Annotated in this window: 21 protein-coding genes and 1 tRNA gene; 13 read left to right on the top strand and 9 right to left on the bottom strand. The window is 64.1% G+C overall.

The genetic code is table 11. The annotated features are described in order from the left end of the window. Positions 1 to 6 precede the first annotated feature (6 nt). From rlmH to RID11_RS11650, 3 genes are all read right to left on the bottom strand, one after another. Complete coding sequence (gene rlmH / locus RID11_RS11660) at positions 7 to 477, bottom strand: 23S rRNA (pseudouridine(1915)-N(3))-methyltransferase RlmH (protein ID WP_350139200.1); 471 nt, start codon at positions 475 to 477, stop codon at positions 7 to 9. Further along, positions 478 to 843 (bottom strand): ribosome silencing factor, encoded by a 366-nt coding sequence (gene rsfS / locus RID11_RS11655; RefSeq protein WP_350139197.1) that lies wholly within the window; start codon positions 841 to 843, stop codon positions 478 to 480. Positions 844 to 1,025: 182 nt separating this feature from the next. Beyond that, positions 1,026 to 2,339, bottom strand: a complete 1,314-nt coding sequence (locus RID11_RS11650; protein ID WP_350139195.1) for a mechanosensitive ion channel family protein — start codon at positions 2,337 to 2,339, stop codon at positions 1,026 to 1,028. Between the two features lie 99 nt (positions 2,340 to 2,438). Between RID11_RS11650 and RID11_RS11645 the strand changes: the two genes are divergently transcribed. The 3 genes from RID11_RS11645 (at position 2,439) to RID11_RS11635 (ending at position 5,668) form a co-directional block, all read left to right on the top strand. After that, on the top strand, positions 2,439 to 3,368 hold the full coding sequence (locus RID11_RS11645) for a histone deacetylase family protein (protein WP_350139192.1): 930 nt from the start codon (positions 2,439 to 2,441) through the stop codon (positions 3,366 to 3,368). Between the two features lie 29 nt (positions 3,369 to 3,397). Continuing rightward, positions 3,398 to 4,570 (top strand): MFS transporter, encoded by a 1,173-nt coding sequence (locus RID11_RS11640; protein ID WP_350139189.1) that lies wholly within the window; start codon positions 3,398 to 3,400, stop codon positions 4,568 to 4,570. Positions 4,571 to 4,645: 75 nt separating this feature from the next. Next, on the top strand, positions 4,646 to 5,668 hold the full coding sequence (locus tag RID11_RS11635) for an aspartate-semialdehyde dehydrogenase (RefSeq protein ID WP_350139185.1): 1,023 nt from the start codon (positions 4,646 to 4,648) through the stop codon (positions 5,666 to 5,668). 60 nt (positions 5,669 to 5,728) lie between these two features. Here RID11_RS11635 and arsC read toward each other — a convergent pair whose 3' ends face one another. Genes arsC through RID11_RS11620 form a run of 3 tightly spaced genes read right to left on the bottom strand, consistent with a single transcriptional unit; the run spans position 5,729 to position 7,460 of the window. Further along, positions 5,729 to 6,070 (bottom strand): arsenate reductase (glutaredoxin), encoded by a 342-nt coding sequence (gene arsC / locus RID11_RS11630; RefSeq protein WP_350139183.1) that lies wholly within the window; start codon positions 6,068 to 6,070, stop codon positions 5,729 to 5,731. Next, the gene (locus tag RID11_RS11625) at positions 6,067 to 7,125 is read right to left on the bottom strand and encodes a quinone-dependent dihydroorotate dehydrogenase (protein ID WP_350139181.1); all 1,059 of its coding nucleotides are present in this window, start codon (positions 7,123 to 7,125) and stop codon (positions 6,067 to 6,069) included. Before RID11_RS11625 ends, arsC begins: the two co-directional genes overlap by 4 nt. After that, entirely contained in the window at positions 7,122 to 7,460 is a 339-nt protein-coding gene (locus RID11_RS11620; protein WP_350139179.1) for a DUF952 domain-containing protein, read from the bottom strand. The genes RID11_RS11625 and RID11_RS11620 overlap by 4 nt, the downstream gene beginning before the upstream one ends. A gap of 98 nt (positions 7,461 to 7,558) precedes the next feature. Between RID11_RS11620 and cmk the strand changes: the two genes are divergently transcribed. Both cmk and rpsA read left to right on the top strand, forming a co-directional pair. Continuing rightward, on the top strand, positions 7,559 to 8,182 hold the full coding sequence (gene cmk, locus RID11_RS11615) for a (d)CMP kinase (protein WP_350139175.1): 624 nt from the start codon (positions 7,559 to 7,561) through the stop codon (positions 8,180 to 8,182). Positions 8,183 to 8,292: 110 nt separating this feature from the next. After that, positions 8,293 to 10,062, top strand: coding sequence for a 30S ribosomal protein S1 (gene rpsA / locus RID11_RS11610; RefSeq protein WP_350139173.1), 1,770 nt, complete (start codon positions 8,293 to 8,295; stop codon positions 10,060 to 10,062). A gap of 83 nt (positions 10,063 to 10,145) precedes the next feature. Here rpsA and RID11_RS11605 read toward each other — a convergent pair whose 3' ends face one another. Next, positions 10,146 to 11,318, bottom strand: a complete 1,173-nt coding sequence (locus RID11_RS11605) for a MalY/PatB family protein (protein WP_350139170.1) — start codon at positions 11,316 to 11,318, stop codon at positions 10,146 to 10,148. 96 nt (positions 11,319 to 11,414) lie between these two features. Here RID11_RS11605 and def (RID11_RS11600) point away from each other — a divergent pair, with 96 nt between their 5' ends. The 6 genes from def (RID11_RS11600) to RID11_RS11575 all read left to right on the top strand — a co-directional run bounded on the left by def (RID11_RS11600) (position 11,415) and on the right by RID11_RS11575 (position 13,993). Then, positions 11,415 to 11,933 carry a peptide deformylase gene (gene def / locus RID11_RS11600; RefSeq protein WP_350139168.1) on the top strand — a complete coding sequence of 173 codons (519 nt, stop codon included), beginning with the start codon at positions 11,415 to 11,417 and terminating at the stop codon, positions 11,931 to 11,933. Further along, positions 11,930 to 12,418 carry a peptide deformylase gene (gene def / locus RID11_RS11595; RefSeq protein WP_350139165.1) on the top strand — a complete coding sequence of 163 codons (489 nt, stop codon included), beginning with the start codon at positions 11,930 to 11,932 and terminating at the stop codon, positions 12,416 to 12,418. The genes def (RID11_RS11600) and def (RID11_RS11595) overlap by 4 nt, the downstream gene beginning before the upstream one ends. A gap of 23 nt (positions 12,419 to 12,441) precedes the next feature. Next, entirely contained in the window at positions 12,442 to 13,350 is a 909-nt protein-coding gene (gene fmt / locus RID11_RS11590; RefSeq protein ID WP_350139163.1) for a methionyl-tRNA formyltransferase, read from the top strand. A 4-nt stretch (positions 13,351 to 13,354) separates the two neighbouring features. Beyond that, the gene (locus tag RID11_RS11585; RefSeq protein ID WP_050661643.1) at positions 13,355 to 13,597 is read left to right on the top strand and encodes a hypothetical protein; all 243 of its coding nucleotides are present in this window, start codon (positions 13,355 to 13,357) and stop codon (positions 13,595 to 13,597) included. A 3-nt stretch (positions 13,598 to 13,600) separates the two neighbouring features. Beyond that, a complete protein-coding gene (locus RID11_RS11580) occupies positions 13,601 to 13,840 on the top strand; it encodes a GlsB/YeaQ/YmgE family stress response membrane protein (protein ID WP_350139160.1) in 240 nt (79 codons plus the stop codon). A gap of 79 nt (positions 13,841 to 13,919) precedes the next feature. Next, positions 13,920 to 13,993: transfer RNA gene (locus tag RID11_RS11575), tRNA-Gly, on the top strand. A gap of 16 nt (positions 13,994 to 14,009) precedes the next feature. On the opposite strand, the gene pyrF is transcribed toward RID11_RS11575, so the two are convergent. After that, complete coding sequence (gene pyrF / locus RID11_RS11570) at positions 14,010 to 14,702, bottom strand: orotidine-5'-phosphate decarboxylase (protein WP_350139158.1); 693 nt, start codon at positions 14,700 to 14,702, stop codon at positions 14,010 to 14,012. Positions 14,703 to 14,923: 221 nt separating this feature from the next. Here pyrF and RID11_RS11565 point away from each other — a divergent pair, with 221 nt between their 5' ends. Further along, positions 14,924 to 15,769 carry a spondin domain-containing protein gene (locus tag RID11_RS11565; protein WP_350139156.1) on the top strand — a complete coding sequence of 282 codons (846 nt, stop codon included), beginning with the start codon at positions 14,924 to 14,926 and terminating at the stop codon, positions 15,767 to 15,769. 177 nt (positions 15,770 to 15,946) lie between these two features. Here RID11_RS11565 and RID11_RS11560 read toward each other — a convergent pair whose 3' ends face one another. Further along, positions 15,947 to 16,207, bottom strand: coding sequence for a hypothetical protein (locus RID11_RS11560; protein ID WP_350139154.1), 261 nt, complete (start codon positions 16,205 to 16,207; stop codon positions 15,947 to 15,949). A 262-nt stretch (positions 16,208 to 16,469) separates the two neighbouring features. On the opposite strand from RID11_RS11560, the gene clpB reads away from it, so the two are divergent. After that, positions 16,470 to 19,088, top strand: coding sequence for an ATP-dependent chaperone ClpB (gene clpB, locus RID11_RS11555; RefSeq protein WP_350139151.1), 2,619 nt, complete (start codon positions 16,470 to 16,472; stop codon positions 19,086 to 19,088).

Raw genomic sequence — 19,088 nt, 5'->3', positions numbered from 1 at the left:
CGTTGGTCACACCCGGTGATAGGGGCTGCCCGCGAGGATTGAGGCGGCACGGTAGAGCTGTTCGCTCAGCATGACCCGGGCCAGCATGTGCGGCCAGACCATCTTGCCGAAAGAAAGTGCGAAATCGTTTTGCGCGCGCAGGCTAGGGGCGATCCCGTCCGCACCGCCGATGACAAAGGCCACATCGCCGCGCCCGGCATCGCGCCATCCGGCGAGACGGTCTGAAAAGTCAGGGGAGGTCATGAGCGTGCCGCGCTCATCCAGCAGCACGATCACCGCGCCCTTGGGGATCACGCGCTCCAGCAGGGCGGCCTCGGCCTCCATGCCGCCGCCCTTCTTGTCCTCGACCTCTTGCAGGGCAAGCGGGCCGAGGCCCAGCGCCCGCCCTGTTCGGTCGAACCGGGTGATGTAATCGTCGATCAATGCGCGTTCCGGGCCGGTCCGCAACCGGCCCACCGCGCAGATATGCACCCGCATTCAGGCTTGGGTCGCTGCCGTCTGCCCGATGGGCATCCACATCTTCTCAAGCTGATAGAACTCGCGCACTTCGGGGCGGAAGACATGGACGATCACGTCGCCCGTGTCGATCAGCACCCAGTCGCCGGTGTCCCTGCCCTCGGTGCGGGCCGGAACGCCATGCTCCTGCTTGAGCCGATCCACCAGTTTCTCGGCAATCGCCGAGACCTGCCGCGACGACCGCCCCGAGCAGATCACCATGTAATCACCCATGGCGGTCTTGCCGCGCAGATCAATCTGCACGACGTCTTCGGCCTTGTCGTCGGAAAGGGATTGAAGGATCGCCGCAAGCTGCGCTTCGCTGTCTGCGGTCGTGACGGGCGTCATCGGATACGCCCCCTGCTCAGCGGCGCCTGCCGCATGCATTGTAAAAGACAGGACATAGTCCTCCTCTCTGGCGCACCGCAAAGCCCCGGTGCCGAGCGTATATCAAAGGTAGCAAGACAAACGTGACTTTTCAATGAAACGCAACGCATGCAAGGGAAAATCCACGCGAATATGCGCTGATTTTACCCAATCGGCGCCGGTTCGCCCAACATCCGCACCTCGCGCTGTGGGAAGGGGATGGAAATGCCACCCGCCTGAAACGCATCCCAGAGGGCCAGATAGACATTGCCGCGAATATTTGTGAGGCCGCCGGTGGGATCGCGAATCCAGAACCGCAGGATATAGTCGACACTGCTGTCGCCAAAGCCGACGATATGGCAGACCGGTGGCTTGACGCTCAACACACGGTCGACGCTCTTGGCGGCGTCGATGGCGATCTTGCGCACCTTGTGCGGGTCGTCGCCATAGGCGGTGCCGAAATAGATATCGAGCCGCACGAAATCGTTGGAATGCGACCAGTTGACCACCTGCCCGGTGATCAGATCCTCGTTCGGGATCAGATACTCGCGCCCGTCGCGCGTGGTGATCGACACATAACGCGCCCCCAGACTGTTGATCCAGCCAAAGGTCTCGCCAAGGCTGATCACGTCGCCCGGCTTGATCGACTTGTCGAGCAGGATGATCACGCCCGAAACCAGATTCGACACCACCTTTTGCAGGCCGAACCCAAGCCCCACGCCAATGGCACCCGACAGCACCGCAAGGCCGGTCAGGTCCACCCCCACCGTGCGCAGGCCGATGAAGAACGCCGCACCGTAAAGTAGCACTTGCAGGAACTTGACCACCAGCACCTGCATCGAGGGCGAAATATCGGCGTTCTTGCGCACCTGCGCCGCACTCGTGGTCGAGATGAACCGCGCCATGGCAAAGAGCACGCCGATCACGATTACCGCCTGCACGATCAGCCAGAGCGAAAGCCGCGTCTCGCCGAACTCGAACGCCCAGCCATCGAGCAGCGTCTGCGCCTCCTCGGTCAGGTTGAGGATGATCAGCGTCACCCATATCCAGCCCGCATAGCGCACCAGCGCGCGCAGAAAGCTGTTGGTGATCAGCCGGGTCACGATGGCGATCACCAGCCAGGCGAGCGCCAGTTCGGCAATGATCGTCAACAGGTAGGACCGGCTGGGCCAGGTATAGGTCTGCATCAGCCAGACCAAAGGCCAGATCAGCATCACGAAAAAGATCAGCCGCAGCCGCCGGTGCAGCATCACCAGCAGCCGCATGCGCCATTTCGGCCAGCCCTCGCGCCGCCGCATCCACTCGCGGCAGACCGGGCCAAGCAGGGCGCTGAGGACATGCGCCAGCCCGAAGAGACCGACCGCGATGATGACCTGATACGCGTTCCACGGGCGCAGCAGGCTGCGCAGGAACAGTTCCAACTGCGCCCATAGCCCGAGCGCGATATCCTGGGTCAACGTGACGGCATCACCTTCCATACCAGCCAGAGTGGCATGCCCCCCGCGCGCCGACAAGGCTGCACTGGACAAGGCGGGAAAATCCGGTTCTGTTCACCCGATCAATGACGGAGGAGCGCCATGACCACTGCCCTGATCACCCATCCCGATTGCCTGGGGCATGAACCGCCCGAGGGCCATCCCGAACAGGTGGCCCGGCTGGAGCGGGTTCTGGCGGCGCTGGTGGAAAAGGACCTGCTGCGCGTCACCGCCCCGCTGGTGGCCGAGGACGATCTGCTACGGGTCCATCCCAAAGGTTATCTCGAGACGATCCGCGCCGCAGCCCCCACCGAGGGGCTGGCGCAGCTGGATGCCGACACATGGATGTCGCCGGGCAGCCTTGCGGCGGCGCATCGCGGTGCCGGTGGCGCGATCCGCGGCGTCGATCTGGTGCTGTCGGGCGAGGCGCATAACGCCTTTGTCGCGACCCGCCCGCCGGGGCACCATGCCGAGCGTGAAACCCCGATGGGGTTTTGCCTGTTCGGCAATGTCGCGGCGGCGGCGAAATACGCGCTCGATCATCATGGGCTGGGCCACGTCGCGGTGGTGGATTTCGACGTGCATCACGGCAACGGCACGCAGGACCTGCTGGAGGACGAGCCGCGCGCGCTCTTCGTCTCGTCGCATCAGTATCCGCTCTGGCCGGGCACCGGTGCCCCGGATGAGACCGGACCGCATGACACCATCCTCAACGTGCCGCTCGCCCCGCGCTCGGGCAGCAATGCGTTCCGCCGCGCCTACGAGGACACGGTGTTTCCCCGCCTGCGCGCCTTCAAACCCGATCTGATCCTCGTTTCCGCCGGCTTCGACGCACATCGCGACGACCCGCTTGCGGAACTGACATTGGAGACCGAGGATTTCACCTGGATCACCGAGCGGCTCTGCGGTCTGGCGGATGATCTCTGCGGTGGCCGCCTCGTCAGTTGTCTGGAGGGTGGCTACAACCTCTATGCCCTCGCCGAGAGCGCGGCGGCCCATGTCGATGTGCTGATCACGCGTGGCGGCACCTAAGCCCGGCCGCCGAAAAGGAAACCTCATCCATGCGTGCCGGCCTCGCCCTGCTCTGCCTCGCCTATGTGCTGAGCCAGTTCTTTCGCGCCTTCCTTGCGGTGCTCAGCGGGCCATTGGCGCGCGATATCGGCACCACGCCGGATGATCTGGCCTTTGCCTCGGGGCTGTGGTTCGTGATCTTCGCTGCGATGCAGATACCGGTCGGTTGGGCGCTCGACCGGATCGGCCCGCGCCGCACGGCGGCGGTGCTTTTGCTGGTGGGCGGGGGCGGCGGGGCCGCGCTATTCGCGCTCGCCACCACGCCGCTGCATGTCAGCCTTGCGATGGCGCTCATCGGGGTAGGCTGTTCGCCGGTGCTGATGGCGTCCTACTACATCTTCGCAAGGCAATTCCCGCCCGCGCGCTTTGCCATCCTCGCAGCCTTGATGCTGGGGGTGGGATCGGTGGGCAACCTGGTGGCCGCCTGGCCAATGGCCTGGGCGGCAGAAACGATGGGCTGGCGCGCAGCACTCTGGGGGCTGGCGGGCATATCGGCGGTCATCGCCCTCGGCATTCAAACCCTCGTGCGCGATCCCGAGGCCGTGACCGGCGAGACCCGCGGCTCGGTCCTCGACCTGCTGAAAATGCCCGCCCTCTGGACGATCCTGCCGCTGATGTTCGTGGCCTATGCGCCTGCCGCCGCGCTGCGCGGGCTCTGGGCCGGGCCCTACCTCACAGACGTCTTCATGCTCGATACCGGGCAGGTCGGGCAGGCGACGCTGGTCATGGGGCTGGCGATGATCGCCGGAACGCTCAGCTACGGCCCGCTCGACCGGCTGTTCCAGACCCGCAAATGGGTGATCTTCACCGGCAATCTGATCTGCGCGCTGGCCACATGCACGCTGATGCTCTGGCCGGATGCGAGCCTTGCGCTCTCAATCGCCCTGCTGGCGATCATCGGCTTCTCGGGCGCGTCCTTCCCGGTGATCATCGCGCATGGCCGCAGCTTTTTCCCGCCGCATCTGGCGGGTCGCGGGGTGACGCTGCTCAACCTCTTCGGCATCGGCGGAGTGGGCGTCGCGCAATTCGCCTCTGGCCCGCTGCACGCGGCGACGGCCTCCACCGGCCCGCTGGCGGGATATGTGGCGATCTTCGCACTCTTCGGCACTGCGCTGCTCGTCGGGCTGGTGATCTACCTCTTCAGCCGCGACAACATGGGCTGACAACCCGCCCCTTTCACATCCCCCGCAATCCCTGTATGACCCGCACCGCAACCCCGATCAGGAGGCATGATACACATGGGTTACAGAATCGCCGTCGTTGGCGCCACGGGCAATGTGGGCCGCGAAATGCTGAACATCCTCGCCGAGCGCGAGTTTCCGGTGGACGAGATCGCCGCACTCGCGTCGCGCCGCTCGCTCGGCACCGAAGTCAGCTTTGGCGACCGCACGCTCAAGACCCTTGATCTCGACACGTTCGATTTCACCGGCTGGGATATCGCGCTCTTCGCCATCGGCTCGGACGCAACCAAGACCTATGCGCCCAAGGCGGCCAAGGCGGGCTGCATCGTGATCGACAACTCGTCGCTCTACCGCTACGACCCCGACGTGCCGCTCGTGGTGCCCGAGGTTAACCCGCAGGCGGTCGAGGGCTATGCCAAGAAGAACATCATCGCCAACCCCAACTGCTCCACCGCGCAGATGGTGGTGGCGCTGAAGCCGCTGCATGACCGCGCCCGGATCAAGCGCGTCGTCGTCTCGACCTACCAGTCGGTGTCGGGCTCGGGCAAGGACGGCATCGACGAGCTGTGGGACCAGACCAAGGCGGTCTACAACCCGACCGACGATTATCAGGCCAAGGTCTACCCCAAGCAGATCGCCTTCAACGTGATCCCGCATATCGACGTGTTCCTCGAGGACGGCCAGACCAAGGAAGAATGGAAGATGGTCGCCGAGACCAAGAAGATCGTCGATCCGAAGATCAAGGTCACCGCGACCTGCGTGCGCGTGCCGGTCTTTGTCGGCCATGCCGAGGCGATCAATATCGAGTTCGAGGACCATCTCGACGAGGCCGAGGCACGCGACATCCTGCGCGAGGCCCCCGGCATCATGGTGATCGACAAGCGCGAGGATGGCGGCTACGTCACGCCCATCGAATGCGTCGGCGATTTCGCCACCTTCATCAGCCGCATCCGGCAGGATCCGACCATCGACAACGGCATCAACCTGTGGTGCGTCAGTGACAACCTGCGCAAGGGGGCCGCATTGAACGCCGTGCAGATCGCCGAGACGCTCGGCCAACGGGTGCTGAAAAAGGGCTGATCACCGATCAGGCTCAGATATCGGGCGCGTCATCGGGCGCGCCCGATTGCGTTTTCGGGCTCAGAGCAGCGACAGCAGGTTTTCGGGCGGGCGTCCGATCGCGGCACTGCCTTCGGTCACACCAATCGGCCGCTCGATCAGGATCGGGTGTTCGGCCATCGCGGCGATCAGCGTCTCCGGGTCGCTGTCACGGCTCAGACCCAGGTCCTTGAACCGCGCCTCTCCGGGCCGCATCATCCCGATGGGTGCCACATCAAGCCGCGCCAGAACATCGCGCAATTCGGCCTCGGTCGGCGCATCCTCTAGATAGCGCCGCACGCTCACCTCGGCCCCGCGCTCTTCGAGCAAGGCAAGTCCCGCACGCGATTTGGAACAGCGCGGATTATGCCAATAGGTGATCACAGCCAGTCCCCTCGTTTGGTGCCCACGGCCTCGGCCACGGTGGCGTACCCGTCGCGTTCAAGCAGCGCATCAAGGCCCTTTGCGATGTCCGACACAAGCGAAAGCCCCTCATAAACCAGCGCCGAGTAAAGCTGCACGGCATGTGCCCCCGCGCGGATCTTGGCATAGGCATCCTCGGCAGAGCCGACACCGCCCACACCGATCAGCGGCATCTCGCCGCCGGTCAGCTGCGACAGCCGCGCCAGCACCCGCGTCGATTTCTCGAACAGTGGCCGGCCAGACAGCCCCCCCGCCTGATCGCGTGCCGGGCTTAGCAGCCCGTCGCGATCCAGCGTGGTGTTGGTGGCGATGATGCCGCTGATTCCGCTCGCACGCGCCACATCGGCGATTTCAGACAGTTCCGTGTCACTCAAATCCGGCGCGATCTTGAGGAAAACCGGGATCGGGCGCGGCAGCCAGTCGCGCGCCTCCATGACCCCTTTCAACAGACCCATCAGCGCCTCGGCCCCTTGCAGATCGCGCAGCTTTTCGGTGTTGGGGCTGCTGACATTGACCGTCGCGAAATCGAGATGCGCGCCGCAATGCGCCAGCACGCGGGCAAAATCCTCGGCCCGGTCACCGCTGTCCTTGTTGGCCCCCAGATTGAGGCCGATCACCGCGTCGCGCGGGCGGTTGGCCAGCCGCACGGCCGCGGCCTCCATGCCCTCGTTGTTGAAGCCGAAGCGGTTGATGACCCCGCGATCCTCGGTCAGCCGAAACAGGCGCGGGCGCGGGTTGCCGGGCTGCGGGCGCGGCGTGACCGCCCCCACCTCGATGAACCCGAACCCTGCCCGGCTCAACGGCCCGAGCGCCTCGGCATTCTTGTCGAACCCCGCGGCAAGGCCCACCGGGTTGGGCAGCGACAGCCCCGCCAGATCGGTCCTGAGCCGCGCACTCGTGACCGGCCCGGCGCTGGGCGTCAGCCCCATGCGAAGTGCCCGCAGCGCCAGACCATGCGCGGCTTCCGGATCAAACCGGTGCAGCAGGCCAAGGCCGAGCCGCTCCAGCATGGTCATTCCAGACCTGCCGGGAACTGATGCACGCCATCCACCAGCGGCAAGGGCTGCGCCCAGGCCACATCCGACAGACGCAATTCGCGGTAGAGATGCGGGAAGAGCGCGCCACCGCGCGACGGCTCCCATTTGAGGGCCTCGCCCAGACGGTCAGTCTCGATGGCCAGAAGCATCAGCCCGTCCTCGCCCGCGAAATGTTTGGCAGCGGTCTCGGCGGCCTGATCGGCGGTCGAGAAATGCACATAGCCATCGGCGAGATCGACCGGCGCACCGGCGCTTTCGCCCCTGGCGCGCAGATCGGCCCATTCGGGGCCACGGAATATCTTGTAAATCAGCATATCCGGGTGATGCCGCGCCCGGGCCGCTGCGTCAAGCGATGCTTGAGGCGCGGGACCGGATCGGCTAGCAAGATGGTCCAAAGAAGACGAGGGCAGGCATGGCGTTCACCATAGCAATCGACGGACCGGCAGCGGCGGGCAAGGGCACCATCGGGCGGGCGCTCAGCCGCCATTTCGGCTTTGCGCATCTCGATACCGGGCTGCTCTACCGCGCCACCGGGCGGCGTGTGCTGACCGGGCTCGATCCGGTCGAGGCGGCGCAAAGCCTGCGCGCCGAGGATCTGGAGGCGGACGACCTGCGCACACCCGATGTCAGCCAGGCCGCCAGCCGCGTCGCCGCGATCCCCGAGGTGCGGCAGGCGCTCCTGGATTTCCAGCGCGCCTTCGCCCGGCGCGCGGGCGGCGCGGTGCTTGATGGCCGCGATATCGGGACGGTGATCTGCCCGGAGGCGGAGGTGAAGCTGTTCGTCACCGCCTCGGACACCGAACGCGCCCGGCGGCGGCACAAGGAACTCAGCGAGAGCGGCCACACGGCCACGCTCGACGAGGTCATGGACGACCTGCGCCAGCGCGACGCCCGCGACAGCGCCCGCGCGGCGGCCCCGCTGAAACCCGCCGAAGATGCGCTCAGGCTCGACACATCCGAGATGACCATAGATCAGGCCGTCGCGGCGGCGGTGGCCGAGGTGGACCGGGCAAAAGCCCGCCTTGGGGCGCTTTAGACGCTTGATTTACGCCCCCGCCCCCGCTATACGCGGCGCGTCAACAAGGCGGAAACCGCCACGAAGCATTGAGATCGAGCAGGGTCGGCACCACCGGCCCTCTTTGTTTTGTGACCCGCCTGACCAATGAAACCCCAAGACCGGCGGAGACAACCGCGCGGCCAGAAAACCGATCAAAGGAAACCAGAGACCACATGGCTCAGAACGTATCTATGGAGGATTTCGAAGCCCTCCTTGAAGAAAGCTTCGAAATGGACACGCCCGACGAGGGCACGGTTGTCAAAGGCAAGGTCATCGCCATCGAGGCGGGACAAGCCATCATCGACGTCGGCTACAAGATGGAAGGCCGCGTTGATCTGAAAGAATTCGCAAATCCCGGCGAGCAGCCCGACATTTCCGTCGGCGACGAGGTCGAGGTCTTCCTGCGCTCTGCAGAGAACTCCCGTGGCGAAGCCGTGGTCAGCCGCGAGATGGCCCGCCGCGAAGAGGCATGGGACCGTCTCGAAAAGGCCTATGCCGACGAAGAGCGCGTCGAAGGCGCGATCTTTGGCCGCGTCAAGGGTGGCTTCACCGTCGATCTCGGCGGTGCCGTGGCCTTCCTGCCCGGCTCTCAGGTCGATGTCCGCCCGGTGCGTGACGCAGGCCCGCTCATGGGTCTCAAGCAGCCCTTCCAGATCCTCAAGATGGATCGCCGCCGCGGCAATATCGTCGTGTCGCGCCGCGCCATTCTGGAAGAAAGCCGCGCCGAACAGCCCGCCCAGGACAACGCCAACCTCACCGAGGGCCAGACGGTCGATGGTGTGGTCAAGAACATCACCGAATACGGGGCCTTCGTGGATCTCGGCGGTGTCGACGGCCTCTTGCACGTCACCGACATGGCCTGGCGCCGCGTCAATCACCCGTCGGAAATCCTCACGATCGGCGAGACCGTCAAGGTTCAGGTCATCAAGATCAACAAGGACACGCACCGCATCAGCCTCGGCATGAAGCAGCTGCAGGAAGATCCGTGGGATCTGGTCGCCGCCAAGTACCCGCTCGATTCGGTGCATACCGGCCGCGTGACGAACATCACCGATTACGGTGCCTTCGTCGAGCTGGAGCCCGGTGTCGAAGGTCTGGTCCACGTCTCGGAAATGTCCTGGACCAAGAAGAACGTGCACCCCGGCAAGATCGTCTCCACCTCGCAAGAGGTCGAAGTCATGGTTCTGGAAATCGACAGCGCCAAGCGTCGTGTCAGCCTTGGCCTCAAGCAGACCATGCGCAACCCGTGGGAAGTCTTTGCCGAGACCCACCCTGCCGGCACCGAGGTCGAGGGCGAGGTCAAGAACATCACCGAATTCGGTCTGTTCATCGGTCTCGAAGGCGAAATCGACGGCATGGTCCACCTCAGCGATCTGAGCTGGGACGAGCGCGGCGAGGAAGCGATCCAGAACTACAAGAAAGGCGATGTGGTTCAGGCGGTCGTCTCCGAGGTCGACATCGAGAAAGAGCGTATCTCGCTTTCCATCAAGGCCCTCGGCGGTGACAAGTTCGCCGATGCCGTGGGTGGCGTGAAGCGCGGCTCGATCATCACCGTCGAAGTGACGGCGATCGAGGATGGCGGCGTCGAGGTGGAATACGAGGGCATGAAATCCTTCATCCGCCGCTCCGACCTCAGCCGTGACCGCGCCGAGCAGCGCCCCGAGCGCTTCTCGGTCGGCGACAAGGTGGACGTCCGCGTCACCAACGTGGACAGCAAGACCCGCCGTCTGGGTCTGTCGATCAAGGCCCGCGAGATCGCCGAAGAGAAAGAGGCGGTTCAGCAGTATGGCTCGTCCGACTCCGGTGCATCGCTCGGCGATATCCTTGGCGCAGCGCTCAAGGGCGACAACGACAAGTAAGCGTCAGACGCTGTGACAGAATGGAAACGGCCCCGTCGATATGACGGGGCCGTTTTTCTGTGCGGGCATGTCTCGTTGCCGCGCTATTGCAAATCGGCAAAGGCCGCCTGAAGCCGCTCCACCGCCTCGGCCACCCGCGCGCGCGGCGTGGCGATGTTGAACCGCAGGAAAGTTTCACCGCCGGTGCCGAAATCAGCGCCCACTGAAGGAACAATGCGCGCGTCCTCATGCACCCTGCGAAGAACCTCCTTCATATCCATTCCGGTATCGGCAAAGTTGACCCAGGCGAGATATGTCGACTGCATCGGCATGGCCTTCAGCGCGGGAATCTGTGCGATCCCATCGACGAAAAGCCTATGGTTGCCGTCGAGATAAGCGACCAGTTCATCAACCCAGGCCGCTCCACCCGGCGAATAGGCCGCCCGTGTCAGTTCGACACCCAAGAGATTGGGTTGGGTCTGGTGTTCGAGCAGCGCCTGCCGGAAACGCGTGCGCAGGTCGGGATTGGGAATCGTGACCGTCCCGACGCGCGCGCCAGCGGTGTTGAAGGTTTTCGACGCAGCGGTGAGAACAAAGGTGCGATCCGCAGCCTCGGGGGCGGCATTTAGGAAATGCGTGAATGTCTGGCCAGGGAAAACGAGATCGTGATGGATTTCGTCTGAAACCATGATGAGATCGTGGCGCGTGCAAAACTCGGACAACTGGCGCAATTCCCCGCGCGTCCAGATGCGACCTGCCGGATTGTGCGGCGAGGAGATGAGCATCATCCGCTCCTTGCCGCTTAGCCCGGCCTCGAGCGCGTCCAGATCCATGTGGTAGATACCGTTCTCGATGACGAGCGGTGACTCGTGAACGACGCGCTTGGTCAGCTCGATCTTGTGCGTGAACTCGTGGTAAACCGGGGTGAAGATGATCACCTCGTCGCCGGGATCAGTATAGGTTTCGAGGATAAGGGCTATGGCATGCCCCAGCCCCGCGGTGCTCGACATGTGGCTCGGGTCAGCATGCCACCCGTGGCGCTCTTTCATCCACCACGCGACAGCTTCGTTCATTTCGGCATCGCCGGGAAAATAGCCGTAATTGGCGCGCTCCATGAGGCTTTGCATCGCGTCCTGCAAAACATCCGCCGCCCGAAAATCCATGTCGGCAACCCACATCGGGATTCCGTCGTCGGGTGAGACACCGCCATAGGCCTCCATCCTGTCCCACTTGGTGCTTCCGGTGCCGCGGCGGTCGATGATCTCGTCGAAATTCATGGGGCTCTCCTTGGGATGTCGCGGCGCAGGCTAGACGAATGCACGCCGGGTGCAAGACCGTTGCGGATCACGCGCCGATCGCCTAAATCAAGCGCCATGAAACGCCCGATCCTCATCCACCCCGACCCGCGCCTGAAAAAGGTCTGCACGCCTGTCTCCGATCTCAGCGACGATCTTCGCGCGCTGGCCGACGACATGCTGGAAACCATGTATGACGCGCCGGGCATTGGCCTTGCCGCGCCGCAGGTGGGGGTGACCCGCCGCCTGATCGTGCTCGACTGCGTCAAGGATGAGGGCGAGGAACCGCGCCCGCTGGTGATGTTCAATCCCGAGGTGGTGGCCAGTTCCGACGAGACCAACACCTATGAGGAGGGCTGCCTCTCGATCCCCGACCAATATGCCGACGTGACCCGGCCTAAACTCGTCGATGTGCGCTGGATCGACCGCGACGGCAATGAACAGAACGAGACCTTCGACGGGCTCTGGGCGACTTGCGTGCAGCATGAGATCGACCATTTGAACGGCAAGCTCTTCATCGATTATCTGGGCGCGATGCGGCGGCAGATGATCACCCGGCGCATGCAAAAGCTCAAGCGCGAGCAGGCGCGCGCGTGAGGGCTGTCCTGCGCTGGCCCGACAAGCGGCTCAGGACCGCCGCCGCCCCGGTCACCGAAATCACCGATGCGATCCACGCGATCTGGGACGAGATGATCGCGGTGATGGAGGCGATGCCGGGCGTCGGGCTGGCGGCCACGCAGCTTGGCGAGATGCAGGCGCTGGCGGTGGTCGATGCGAGCGAGGCGCGCGGTCAGGCGGTGCGCATGGCCAATCCCGAAATCCTGCATGCCAGCATGCAACTGCGCGAGCATCAGGAGGCCAGCCCTTGCCTGCCCGGCGTCTCGGCGGTGATCGAGCGGCCCCGCGCGGTAACGGTGCGGTTTATCAACGCCGAGGGCGAGATCGAGGAACGCGATTTCGTCGGACTCTGGGCCACATCCGTGCAGCATCAGATCGACCACTTGCAGGGGCGGATGTATTTTGATCGACTGGGTCGCGTGAAGCGGGACATGTTGCTCAGGCGGGCAAGAAAGGTGGGGTGAAACCCCACCCTTAGGGAGGTGTCATGCGTGTGATCTTCATGGGAACGCCCGATTTCTCGGTGCCGGTGCTCGACGCGCTGGTCGAGGCGGGGCACGAGGTGGCCGCCGTCTATTGCCAGCCGCCGCGCCCGGCGGGACGCGGCAAAAAGGACCGCCCCAGCCCGGTGCAGGCGCGCGCCGAGGAATTGGGTCTGCTGGTGCGCCACCCGGTGAGCCTGAAAGGGGTGGAGGAACAGTCGGCGTTCGCCGCGCACAAGGCCTATGTGGCGGTGGTCGTGGCTTACGGCCTGATCCTGCCGCGGGCGGTGCTCGATGCGCCCGCGAAGGGCTGTCTCAACATCCATGCCAGCCTCCTGCCGCGCTGGCGCGGGGCCGCCCCCATTCACCGCGCGATCATGGCGGGCGATGCCGAGACGGGCATCTGCATCATGCAGATGGAGGCGGGGCTCGATACCGGGCCGGTGCTCATGCGCGAAGCAACGCGGATCGGCGAGGCCGAGACCACCGGGCAGTTGCATGACAGGCTGTCGGACATGGGCGCGCGGCTGATCGTCAAGGCGCTGGATCGGCTGGACGACCTGGAACCGCAATCGCAACCCGAGACAGGCGTCACCTATGCCGCCAAGATCGACAAGGCCGAGGCGCGGCTGGACTGGAGCCTTGACGCGCAAGAGGTCGACCGCCGCATAAGGGGCCTCTCGCCCTTTCCCGGCGCGTGGTGCATGGCAGGTGAAGAGCGGATAAAGCTTCTCGCTTCAAGGATGGCCGAGGGGCACGGTGCACCCGGCGAGGTTCTGGACGCCGAGGCAACCGTCGCCTGCGGGCGCGGCGCGGTGCGGCTTTTGCGCTTGCAACGCGCGGGCCGCGCGGCGCAGGATGGCCCCGAGTTCCTGCGCGGCATGGCCTGGCCGCGCGGCAGCCGATTGGAGTGACGCGATGTTCCTGCAACTTTTCGGCACGGTGGTGATCGCGGGCATCGTCGGCTATGCCAGCGAGAAAAGCGGCTTTACCCGCAACGGCTATCTCCCGTCGATCATCATCTGCGTCGGCGGTGCATTCCTCTTTTACTTCATCCGCATCATGTTCGGCATCCGCTTCGGCGCGCCCGGGATTGACGCGATCCTCTCATCGGTCGGCGCGCTTATCATCGTGCCCACCCATTGGCGCAAGCGGAGGTAAGCCATGGGCATCGTCTACCTGATCATCATCGGCGCTGCGGCGGGGTTTCTTGCGATCCGGCTGATGCGGATCGAGGCCGGGGTCGTTCAGACCGTTCTCATCGGCATCGCAGGGGCCCTCATTGGCGCGGTGGTGATCCGGGTGCTGCTGATGGTCACGGGGCTGTTGGGCGGGCTCATTGGCGCGGTGCTGGGATCGCTGCTGCTGATCTGGCTCTACCAGATGTATCTGGGGCGCAAGTAGGCGCACGAGCGCACCATGCAATGCACCGCTTTCCCCTCTTGACCACGCCCGCACAAGGCCATATCTCCACGGCTCAGACGCGGGTATGGTGAAAAGGTATCACGAAAGCTTCCCAAGCTTCAGTTACGGGTTCGATTCCCGTTACCCGCTCCAAGACTTCCCCGCCTGATCAGCCGCGCAATTCCGTCAGGATCGCCTCGGCCGCCGCGCGCGGGTCTTCCGCCGCCCAGACCGGCCGCCCCACCACGATATGATCGGCCCCATCCGCCACCGCCTGCGCCGGTGTGGCGACACGCTTCTGATCGCCCAGCGCACTGCCCACCGGCCGCACCCCCGGCGTCACGATGAGCCGCCCCGTCGCCTGCGGCAACGCGCGGATCATCGCGGCCTCCTGCGGGCTGGCGATCACCCCGTCGGCCCCGGCCTCGAACGCCCGGCCCGCACGCTCGGCCACCAGATCGGGCAGATCGCCCGGCTTGATCAGCCCGGCATCGAGATCAGCCCTGTCAAGCGAGGTCAGGATCGTCACCGCCAGGATCTTCAGCGGCTTTCCCGCCGCGCCCTCCTTGGCCGCGCGCACCACATGCGGATCGCCGTGCACGGTGAGGAAATCCAGATCAAACTGCGCCAGCCCGCGCACCGCGGCCTCGATCGTGGCCCCGATATCGAACAGCTTCATATCGAGGAAAATCCGCTTTCCATGCTCCTGTTTGAGCTCATTGGCCAGCGCCAGCCCACCACCCGTCAGCATCCCCAACCCGATCTTGTAAAAACTGACCGACGCTCCCAGCGTCTCGGCTAGCTGCAAGCCCTCCAGCGCATTGGGCACATCGAGGGCAACGATCAGGCGGTCATCTTGCATCTGCGAGGTCCTTGCATTCAGCGGTCGCGCCCTTGTGCCGAGACACAGATCAGGCGTCAAGGTAAGACCCGGCTATCGTACAAATGAACAGCACCGCCTCCGGCTCATCCTCACAACACGCGTATCACGCAATCTTGATTTGGGGTGAAGCAACCCGAAGCGCATCCTCTCTGAGTTGCCGTTATTGTTTGGCAACTCAATTTTAAACTGAGGTGTATAAAATGTTCAATAAACTCAAAAGACAGGCCGCCATTTCATTCTGCGCGACCATATCATGCGCTGCAATGGCCCAGGCCACGACACTTGAATTCACCGTAACAAATACCGCAGCCCCGGGCGGGTTTGCATTTTCGCCGATGTACCTGGCGTTTCACGATGGCAGCTTTGATGCCTTTGATGCGGGTACTGCGGCCAGCCCCGGTCTCGAAACCATAGCCGAAACCGGCTTCGCGAATGTTCTCAATCAGGAACGCGTCACAGCAGACCCCGACTCGGATAGACTCTTCGTTTTAGGGCCCGACTTCCCGCCCCGGCCGGTATTCGTTCCGGGTGAATCGGTCACCACCCAATTCGACGTTGATGGTGCGGTGAACCGGTTTTTAAGCTACTTTTCGATGCTGACACCCACGAACGACACTTTCATGGGCAATGACGATCCGCTAGCCATCGCGCTCTTTGACGACCTGGGCATCTTCCAGGGCGACCGCGTGATCACCATATCCAGAGCCGATATGTGGGACGCGGGCACCGAGGTCAACGACACGTCGCCAACCGGCGGATCCGCCGATCTTGATGGGGCCATTACTGCCGAGGGCGCCGCAGAGAACGGCGTGATCCACGCTATTGAAGATTTGTCGGACTTTGCCGGAAAGCTCACAGGTTTCGCCGGGTTTGATGGAAACCAGTATCTGATTTCAGACGGCATCCTGAACGACCCTGACCGCTTCGTCGGTGCCACGATCTCGATCCGGCAGGTTCCAGCGGTGCCGTTGCCCGCCACTGGTCTGCTCGGGCTAACCGGTCTGGCCCTGTTGGGCGGTCTGCGCCGCATGCGGCGCAAATCCTAGAGCGTTTCGCGCAAAACCGGAGACGCAGGTTTTTGCGACATGCGGCGCAACTGCCAATCATTGCGCGCGTTTCGCATTTACCTGATGTCTCAGGTTGACGGCGAAACGCTTTAAGCGGGCCGTGAAAATTACTGAGTGCAGCGGCCCGCAGATAAGCGAGTTGTCGCGGTCCGGTGATCAGATCACCTCAACCTTGATATCCTGCGTCAGGATTACGGGGGCTTCGCCATGCCGATGTTCGGGCAGGCGGTTAAGCTGGCGCAGCCCATCGCGGACCAATTGATCGACCACATCGCTTTCAGGCAGTGTATCGGCACCCTCCGCTGTGGCGCGCAGGCTGATACCACCGGTGTCGGTCTGCAATAGCAGCGTCGCGCGTTGCCGTCCGCCATCACCCGTTGGAGTACGGTCCACCACATTCACGCCCAGAATACGCATACAAAACATCCCGCCACCACTCACGTCAAAATACCTAGGCGAGGCGCGCCTGTCAGGGTGAATTTTCGTCACATCTTCCCTTGGCGCGACAATTCGCTCATCGCGCCTCACAGCATCAAAGCCCGGCAGATCGCGATTCCGGACATGTCCTGTCTTGAACCTCACAAGGCCGTTCCCCATTTATCACTCAAGGTCCCCGACCGCTGCATGCCTAGATTAGGGTGCGCACCCGGGGGAACGCTTGTGAAAAGGAGAACGACCCATGGACTTCAACAAGTTCACGGAACGGTCGCGCGGTTTCATCCAGGCCGCACAGACCATCGCGATGCGCGAAAGCCATCAGAAACTCGCCCCCGAACATCTGCTCAAGGCGCTCTTGGACGATCCCGAGGGGCTGGCCAGCAACCTGATCAAACGCGGCGGCGGCGATCCCGCGCGCGTGACGCAGGCCAACGATCTGGCGCTGGGCAAGATCCCGCAGGTCTCGGGCGATGCGGGCCAGACCTACATGGACCAGCAGACCGGCAAGGTGCTGGCCGAGGCCGAGAAACTGGCGCAAAAGGCCGGCGACAGCTTCGTTCCAGTGGAACGCATCCTGACCGCGCTCGCCGTCGTAAAAAGCCCCGCCAAGGACGCGCTCGACGCCGGTGGCATCAGCGCGCAACAGATCAACGAGGCGATCAACGATATCCGCAAGGGCCGCACCGCCGACACGGCGAGCGCGGAGGACACCTATGAGGCGCTGGAAAAATACGCGCACGATCTGACCAAGGCCGCACGCGAAGGCAAGATCGACCCCATTATCGGCCGCGATGATGAAATTCGCCGCGCCATGCAAGTGCTTTCCCGCCGGACCAAGAATAACCCGGTCCTGATCGGTGAGCCGGGCGTGGGCAAGACCGCCATCGCCGAGGGCCTCGCCCTGCGCATCATCAATGGCGACGTGCCTGAATCCCTGCGCAACAAGCGCCTGCTGTCGCTTGACATGGGCGCTCTGATTGCGGGTGCGAAATATCGCGGCGATTTCGAGGAACGGCTCAAGGGCGTGCTCAACGAGGTGACGCAGGCCGCCGGTGAAATCATCCTCTTCATCGACGAGATGCACACGCTGGTGGGTGCGGGCAAGACCGATGGCGCGATGGACGCCGCCAACCTGATCAAGCCTGCGCTGGCGCGCGGTGAGCTGCACTGCATCGGTGCCACCACGCTCGATGAATACCGCAAGCACGTGGAAAAGGACGCGGCCCTTGCCCGCCGGTTCCAGCCGCTGACGGTTGAGGAGCCGACGGTCGAGGACACGATCTCGATCCTGCGCGGCATCAAGGAGAAATACGAACTGCACCACGGCGTGCGCATCTCCGACAGCGCGCTTGTCGCGGCGGCGACGCTCAGCCACCGCTACATCACCGACCGCTTCCTGCCCGACAAGGCCATCGACCTGATGGACGAGGCCGCCAGCCGTCTGCGCATGGAAGTGGACAGCAAGCCCGAGGAATTGGATGCGCTCGACCGCGACATCCTGCAAAAGCAGATCGAATGCGAGGCGCTGCGCAAGGAAGACGATGCCGCCTCCAAGGACCGGCTCGCCAAACTGGAGCGCGAACTGGCCGAGTTGCAGGAGCAATCCTCCGAGATGACCGCGCAATGGCAGGCCGAGCGTGACAAGCTTGCCAGCGCGCGCGACCTCAAGGAGCAACTCGACCGCGCCCGCGCCGAGCTCGACATCGCCAAGCGTGAGGGCAATCTCGCCAAGGCGGGTGAGCTCAGCTATGGCGTGATCCCGCAGCTTGAAAAGCAACTGGCCGAGGCCGAGCAACAGGGCGATGACGATGTCATGGTCGAAGAGGCCGTGCGCCCCGAGCAGATCGCGCAGGTCGTCGAACGCTGGACCGGCATCCCGACCGCCAAGATGCTCGAAGGCGAACGCGAGAAACTGCTCGGGATGGAGGACAACCTGCATCGCCGCGTGATCGGTCAGAATAAGGCGGTCAAGGCCGTCGCCAATGCCGTGCGCCGCGCCCGCGCGGGGCTCAACGACGAGAACCGGCCCTTGGGCAGCTTCCTCTTCCTCGGGCCGACCGGCGTGGGCAAGACCGAACTGACCAAGGCGGTGGCGGAATTCCTCTTTGACGACGATTCGGCGATGGTCCGCATCGACATGTCGGAATTCATGGAGAAACACTCCGTCGCCCGCCTGATCGGCGCGCCTCCGGGCTATGTCGGCTATGACGAGGGTGGCGTGCTGACCGAGGCCGTGCGCCGCCGCCCCTATCAGGTGGTGCTCTTCGACGAGGTCGAGAAGGCGCATCCCGATGTGTTCAACGTGCTGTTGCAGGTGCTCGATGACGGCGTGCTGACCGATGGTCACGGCCGCACCGTGGACTTCAAGCAGACGCTGATCGTGCTGACCTCGAACCTTGGCTCGCAGGCGCTCAGCCAGTTGCCAGAGGGTGCGGATGCATCCGAGGCCAAACGCGACGTGATGGATGCGGTACGGACGCATTTCCGTCCCGAATTCCTCAACCGTCTGGACGAGACGATCATCTTCGACCGTCTCAACCGCGAGGATATGGACGGGATCGTCGAAATCCAGCTGCGCCGCCTGCTCCGGCGTCTGGCCAGCCGCAACATCGCGCTGCAACTCGACGACGCCGCCAAGACATGGCTTGCCGATGCGGGCTATGATCCGGTGTTCGGCGCGCGGCCTTTGAAACGGGTGATCCAGCGCGCCTTGCAGGATCCGCTCGCCGAGGCGCTGCTTGCGGGCGATATCCTCGACGGGGCGACCGTGCCGGTCACCGCCGGGGCCGAGGGGCTGATCATCGGCGACCGGGTGGGCACCACCACCCAGGACCCGCCCGCCGACGCCGTCGTCCACTGA

The organism is Roseovarius sp., assembly GCF_040219995.1.
GTDB lineage: Bacteria > Pseudomonadota > Alphaproteobacteria > Rhodobacterales > Rhodobacteraceae > Roseovarius.
Note: the sequence above shows the minus strand (reverse complement) of the source record. Positions and strands in the feature narration are given on the sequence as shown.